At 68.2% G+C, this 6,266-nt stretch carries 5 protein-coding genes; 1 reads left to right on the forward strand and 4 read right to left on the reverse strand.

Annotation, left to right across the window (positions count from 1 at the left end):
* Positions 1-32: 32 nt before the first annotated feature.
* A complete protein-coding gene (locus APY03_RS19255; protein ID WP_232081294.1) occupies positions 33-1,490 on the forward strand; it encodes a type IV pili methyl-accepting chemotaxis transducer N-terminal domain-containing protein in 1,458 nt (485 codons plus the stop codon).
* A gap of 146 nt (positions 1,491-1,636) precedes the next feature.
* On the opposite strand, the gene APY03_RS19260 is transcribed toward APY03_RS19255, so the two are convergent.
* The 4 genes from APY03_RS19260 to APY03_RS19275 all read right to left on the reverse strand — a co-directional run bounded on the left by APY03_RS19260 (position 1,637) and on the right by APY03_RS19275 (position 6,238).
* The gene (locus APY03_RS19260; RefSeq protein ID WP_068679123.1) at positions 1,637-2,443 is read right to left on the reverse strand and encodes an ABC transporter ATP-binding protein; all 807 of its coding nucleotides are present in this window, start codon (positions 2,441-2,443) and stop codon (positions 1,637-1,639) included.
* Positions 2,440-3,369, reverse strand: a complete 930-nt coding sequence (gene ntrB / locus APY03_RS19265) for a nitrate ABC transporter permease (protein ID WP_068679136.1) — start codon at positions 3,367-3,369, stop codon at positions 2,440-2,442. Before ntrB ends, APY03_RS19260 begins: the two co-directional genes overlap by 4 nt.
* A gap of 10 nt (positions 3,370-3,379) precedes the next feature.
* Positions 3,380-4,624, reverse strand: coding sequence for a CmpA/NrtA family ABC transporter substrate-binding protein (locus APY03_RS19270; protein WP_068679125.1), 1,245 nt, complete (start codon positions 4,622-4,624; stop codon positions 3,380-3,382).
* Between the two features lie 324 nt (positions 4,625-4,948).
* The gene (locus APY03_RS19275) at positions 4,949-6,238 is read right to left on the reverse strand and encodes a nitrate regulatory protein (protein WP_068679127.1); all 1,290 of its coding nucleotides are present in this window, start codon (positions 6,236-6,238) and stop codon (positions 4,949-4,951) included.
* Between the last annotated feature and the right edge of the window lie 28 nt (positions 6,239-6,266).

The following is a 6,266-nucleotide window of genomic DNA, read 5'->3' on the forward strand; positions in this document are numbered from 1 at the left end:
AAAGGGCGAGCGTCCCGCCGTGAGCTGGCGGAATGGACTGGGAGTGGGCGAGTCCCTGCGGGACCCCGGCCGGCATGGAGGCCGGCGACTTCACCAAAGCGGTGCTTCGTTACACCGCGCTCCTCATCACGCAAGACGCGTGCCTGCCACTGCGCTCCCGCTTCGCCTATGCTGCGACCGCCTGCCTCGTTCGCAATCCGCCTTTCATGATCCGACTGCTGCTCGTTCTTCCCGATCCCGATTCCGCGGCCGCGGCCCCGCCCGACGTGCTGCGCCAGGTCCTCGCCGACGCTGATGCGGCGGCCATCGGATGGGCGAGCTGCGACACGATGGTGCAGGAGGCCGCGATGCTCGCGCCGCAGCAGGTGCTGTTGCACGGGCCTGCATCGATTCCCCGCATGCAGGCCGCGCTGCAGGCATGGGCCGGCGCCCCGCCGCAACCGGTCGTCGTGGTGAGCGAGCCGCTTCCCCCGCAGGTGCACGAGGAGCTGGTAGCCCTGGGCGTGCACGCCTGGGCTTGCGCCGACGTGCTGGATGCGGCTGGCCTGCGCGCACTGCTGGCGCGGGCGCAGGCGCGCTGGCAGCGTGAAGCCGCGCTGCGCGACACCTTGGTGCGCTCGCTGGCCCATCTGGACGAGCGCAAGTGGGTGGACCGTGCCAAGGGCCTGTTGATGTCGGCACGCGGCATCGGCGAGGATGCCGCCTTCGGCCTGCTGCGCGGCGCTGCGATGCACGCCAACCTCCGCGTCGGCGAGCTGTCGCGCTCGGTGGTGGAAGGGGCGCAGTGGGCCGAGGCCATCAACCGGGCCGGCCAGTTGCGCATGCTGTCGCAGCGGCTGGTGCGCCTGGCGGCGCAGGTGCTGGCGGGCGTCGAGGTGCGGCGCAGCCGCGCGCTGCGCGCGGAGTCGGTCGAGCGGGTGAAGGACAACCTCGATCATCTGGCCGGCCTCCCGCTGGACGCGGCCAGCATGCAGGCGCTGGCGGGCGTGCGTTCGGCCTGGGAGGCCCTGGACGGCGCGCTGTCGGCACGGCTGTCGCCGGCCGCGCTGGCGGCCATCGATGCGAGCGCCGAGGCCCTGCTGGGCGCCGCGGAGGCGCTCACCGATGCGCTCGAATCCTCGGGGGGGCGCAGGGCGTTGCGCATCGTCAATCTCTGCGGTCGGCAGCGCATGCGCGTGCATCGGCTGGCCAAGGATGCGTTGCTCGCCGCGATGCTGCCCGGTGGCGCGTGGAGCGCGCACCTGGCGTCGACCATGGATGCCTTCGAGGCCTCGCTGCTGGAGCTGGAACGCGCGCCGTTGAGCTCGCCCGAGATCCGTGCGGCGCTCAGCGGCGCACGCGACGAGTGGCTGAGGCTGGTGCGCGGCGTGCGCCAGGCCGAGCGGGCCGAGGGCCGTGCCGAACTGGTGCGCGCCAGCGAGGTGCTGGCAGAGACCTTCGACCGGCTCACTGCTTCATACGAACACAGCCTGCAGGTCATCATGTCCTGACGACATGGGCTCGCCCGGAGGTTGGCTCACTTCGTGTAGCCGCCCACCCCCTACCGGGGGCGACACCAGCGGCCCAGCAAAGCCGGTTCCGCGGTGTTCCCCGAACAGGCCCGGTTTCGTCGGCCGCGGATTTCATGGCTGATCGATCAGGCCGCGGCCTTTTCCACGTGCGCCTGGCGCGTGTAGAGAAAGTCGATCACGGCCTTGCGGGCGTGGACGTAGACCGGGTCCTCCGCAAGCTCGACGCGGTTGCGCGGGCGCGGCAGGTCGACCGCCAGCACCTCGCCGATGGTCGCCGCCGGGCCGTTGGTGAGCATCACGATGCGGTCGGACAGGAGCACCGCCTCGTCCACGTCGTGCGTGACCATGACCACCGTGCTGTGTGTCTTCGCGACGATGGCCAGCAGCTCGTCCTGCAGCTTGGCGCGCGTCAACGCATCGAGGGCGCCGAAGGGCTCGTCCATCAGCAGGACCTTGGGTTCCATCGACAGCGCACGGGCGATGCCCACGCGCTGTTTCATGCCGCCCGAGATCTCGCCGGGGCGCTTCTGCGCTGCCGCGGCGAGGCCGACCAGTGCGAGGGCGGCTTCGGTGCGCGCCTTGAGCTGCGCCTTGTCCTCGGTGGCCGAGAACACGCGCTCCACGGCGAGGTACACGTTCTCGTAGCAGCTGAGCCAGGGCAGCAGAGAATGGTTCTGGAACACCACCCCGCGCTCCGGGCCCGGCCCCTTGATCTCGCGGTTGGCGCACAGCAGCGCGCCCTGCGTGGGCGTGGTGAGCCCGGCGATCAGGTTCAGCAGCGTCGACTTGCCGCAGCCCGAATGCCCGATCAGCGTGATGAACTCGCCCTTCGCGACGTGAAGGTTGATGTCGCGCAGCGCCAGGAAGCTGCCCTTGGGCGTCTTGAAGCGCTGCTCCACGCCCTCGATCTGGATGAACCTCCGGTCATTCATGACTTCACCTCTTCGAACGTGAATGCGGTGGCGATGCGGATCAGGGCAAACTCGAGCACCAGCCCGACGATGCCGATCACGAAGATCGCGATGATGATGTTGGCGACGTTGAGGTTGTTCCACTCGTCCCACACCCAGAAGCCGATGCCGACGCCGCCTGTGAGCATCTCGGCCGCGACGATCACGAGCCAGGCGGTGCCGACCGCGAGGCGTACGCCGGTGAGCATGTACGGCAGCACCGCGGGGAACAGGATGCGGGTGAGGATCTTCCACTCCGAGAGATCGAGCACACGAGCCACGTTCATGTAGTCGCTGGGCACGCGCTGCACACCCACTGCGGTGTTGATGATCATGGGCCAGATCGAGCAGATGAAGATGGTCCAGATCGCGGCCGGGTTGGCCCCCTTGAAGACCAGCAGCCCGATCGGCAGCCAGGCCAGTGGCGACACCGGGCGCAGCAGGCTGATCAGCGGATTGAACATGCGCGCGAGGAAGCCGAAGCGCCCGATCGCGAAGCCGGCGGGGATGCCGACCACGGCGGCCAACCCGAAGCCCAGAGCAACTCGCTGGAGGGAGGACAGCACGTTCCAGCCCACGCCCTGGTCGTTGGGGCCCTTGCTGTAGAACGGATCGCTGAACACGGTCAGCGCCTGCTGCCAGACGGCGCCTGGCGACGGGAACCCGGTGGTGCTCTTCAGGGCCACGAGTTCCCAGATCAGGACCAGCAATGCGAAGCCCATGACCGGCGGCAGTACGCGCAGCCAGATCCAGCTGAAGTCGTGCGGCGAAGGAGCGGCGGGCGCGGGCGCGGCCGCGCCATCCTGGGTGACCGGCGCCGCGACAGCGGCGGGCTGGACCGGGCTGCGCGATACCGAGGCGCTCGGTACGCGCGTTTCGAGTGGTGAGTGGAAGACGGCGCTGACCATGGTGCCCCCCTCAGGCATGGACCTTGAACGAATCGGCGTACTTTTTCGGATCCTTGCCATCCCAGACCACGCCGTCCATGAGCTTGCTTGTGCGCATCGGGTCCTTGGGCACGCTGACCTTCATCGCCGAGGCAACGTCCTTGTACAGGTCGATCTGGTTGATCTGCTTGGCAACGGCCAGGTAGTCCGGGTGCTCTTTGAGGATGCCCCACCGCTTGTGCTGCGTGAGGAACCACATGCCGTCGGACAGGTACGGGAAGTTCACGGCGCCGTCGTCGAAGAACTTCATGTGGTTCGGGTCGTCCCAGGTCTTGCCGAGGCCGTTCTCGTAGCGCCCGAGGATGCGCTGGTTGATGGCGTCGGCGCTGGTGTTGATGTAGGACTTCTCGGCGACGACGTCGGCCATCTTGGCCTTGTTCTGGAGGTTGGCGTCGATCCACTTGCTCGCCTCCATGACCGCCATCATCACGGCACGGCAGGTGTTGGGGTTGGCCTTGACGAACTCGCCGCGTGTACCCAGGACCTTCTCCGGATGATCTCTCCAGATGTCCTGGGTGGTGATCGCCGTCACACCGATCTTGTCGATGATCGCGCGCTGGCCCCAGGGCTCGCCGACGCAGAACCCGTCCATGTTGCCCACGCGCATGTTGGCGACCATCTGCGGCGGCGGCACGACGATGACCTTCGCGTCCTTGACCGGGCTGATGTCTGCCGAGGCCAACCAGTAGTTGAGCCACATGGTGTGCGTGCTCGTCGGGAAGGTGCCGGCGAAGGTGTACTCGCGCTTGTCCTTCGCCATCAGCTTGGCGAGCGAGGCGGCATCGACGGCGCCCTTGTCGGCCAGCGTCTTCGACAACGTGATGGCCTGGCCGTTGCGATTCAGGCCCATCAGCACGGCCATGTCCTTCTTGGGCCCGCCGACGCCGACATGCACGCCGTAGACCAGTCCGTAGAGCACATGGGCCATGTCGAGTTCGCCGTTGACCAGCTTGTCGCGCACGCCGGCCCAACTCGCTTCCTTGCTGGGCACGATCTTCACGCCGTACTTCTTGTCGATACCCAGCACCGAGGCCATCACCACGCTGGCGCAATCGGTCAGCGGGATGAAGCCGATCTTGACCTCGGTCTTCTCGGGCTTGTCGGAGCCTTGGGCCCACACGGCGGCGCGCAGGGCGGGGTCCAGCCCGACGGCGCCAACGGCAGCGGCCTGCAGGACGCGGCGGCGGCTCAGTTTCGGTTTCAGCAGTTCGTTCATGGGGCGCACTCCGAGGATGAAAGACGGGAAGCAAAAACAAAAAGGCGTCCGCATCGCGCACGGGCCGCTCGAAAACGAGCCCTTGCGGGATGGGGACGCCTTTGTCCGGTTCGGTGGGCCGCATCCGCCGTTGGATGCTGCCTGCCTGAGGCCTTGCGGCCTACGCGACATCTCCTAGCAAAGTGCGTGCCAGGGCCAATTCGGCATGGGTTGCTATCGATTCCGTAGCGCGAATGGCTGATGCTTGAAGGCATGCGGGCCAAATTGCTTTGCAACGGGCGCTGGGCACAACCGTTGTGCGGCGCACCATTTCAGGCCGAACGTTCAGCGCGCCGGTTCGCCCGGCAGGTACTCGGCCATCGAGAGCACCGATTCGGCCACCTCGATCAGCCGCCGGCCCTGGCTCATCGCGGTTCGCCGCAGCATCTTGTGGGCCTCTTCCTCCGTGAGCCGGCGGTGCGCCATCAGGAGGCCCTTGGCGCGTTCCACCAGCTTGCGTTCATTGAGGGCGGCGCGCACGGTTTCGAGTTCATCGCCCATGGCCTGCAGGCGATGGGATTGGTCCTGCACCATCTCGAGGACGGAGCGTTCCAGCTGGCGGCCGATGGGAGCGGTGGCGGCCAAGGTGCGCGGCTGGCTGTTGCGCACGTCGCCGGTCGGCAGGTCGTCGAGGAAGGCGGCAGCGGCTGCGCCGGGTTCGACCTTCAGTTGGGCGAACAGCGCTTCGTGGGCCTGCAACTCGGCCCGGGCGCGCGTCGTCTTCTGCTCGCAGAGCAGGCGCAGGTCGGCGGCCAGGCGCTCCTCGATAGCCTGCATGGCGTCGATGCGAAGGGAGCAGCAGTCGAACCAGGCCTGGCTCAGTTCCGCATCCAGGCTCACTCCGGCGGGCGACGCGCAGCCGACGCGCCGCAGCCGCTCCTGCTCGGCCAGTTGCGGGGCTGACTGGCTGGCGCGCCAGAGTTCGCCCAGCGTCGCGCTCGAGAAGTCGACGAAGACCTGGAAGCAGCGCTCCTGCGACTCGATGAGGTGAAGCCATTGCTGCTGGCGCGCGCCGTCGTTGCGGCCGGCGGCGAAGGCCGCGGCGCCGCAGGCGCGTTCCTGGCCGGCGAATTCCTTGCCCTGCATGAAATGGAACATGGCCACCAGCAGGCGCGAGATCTCGGGGTCGGTGGCGCCGTCCGCGGCCTCGAAGACCACCGCCAGCAGCCCGGCGACCAGCTTGACGAAGGCGGCCGTGGCGTCGGGGGCCGAGAGTTCCATCGCGGCGATGCGGCGGCGCAGCTCGGGCAGCGCGTCCAGGCCGGGTAGAACCCAGGCGATGCGGCTGAACAGGCGCGCGCCGTTGCCGATGCGGACCGCCTCGGTGTCGAGCTGTTCGAAGGCGCTGCGCACGGCCTGCTCCGCGCGCAGGCAGGCGGCGATCTGCGCTTCACGCTGCGCCACGAAGCGCCGGCCGCCCGAGGCCAGCAGGACGTTCGAGATGCCGCGTTCACGCTGCAGCGCATGGACCAGGCGGCCAATGGTGACTACGAGCGCGCTGGTGCGCCCGAGTTGATCGAGTTCGTCGATTTCGCAGCGCAGCGCGGCGATCAGGAAACTCAGTCCGGACTTCATGTGGGGGTGAGGGGCAGGGCGGGGGGGG

Origin of the sequence: Variovorax sp. WDL1 (assembly GCF_001541225.1) — a bacterium.
Classification (GTDB): domain Bacteria; phylum Pseudomonadota; class Gammaproteobacteria; order Burkholderiales; family Burkholderiaceae_C; genus Variovorax.

Excerpts from the sequence above, each read along its gene's own strand:
- APY03_RS19255 (WP_232081294.1), top strand. The coding sequence starts at position 33 with ATGGACTGGGAGTGGGCGAGTCCCTGCGGGACCCCGGCCGGCATGGAG.
- APY03_RS19260 (WP_068679123.1), bottom strand. The coding sequence starts at position 2,443 with ATGAATGACCGGAGGTTCATCCAGATCGAGGGCGTGGAGCAGCGCTTC.
- ntrB (WP_068679136.1), bottom strand. The coding sequence starts at position 3,369 with ATGGTCAGCGCCGTCTTCCACTCACCACTCGAAACGCGCGTACCGAGC.
- APY03_RS19270 (WP_068679125.1), bottom strand. The coding sequence starts at position 4,624 with ATGAACGAACTGCTGAAACCGAAACTGAGCCGCCGCCGCGTCCTGCAG.
- APY03_RS19275 (WP_068679127.1), bottom strand. The coding sequence starts at position 6,238 with ATGAAGTCCGGACTGAGTTTCCTGATCGCCGCGCTGCGCTGCGAAATC.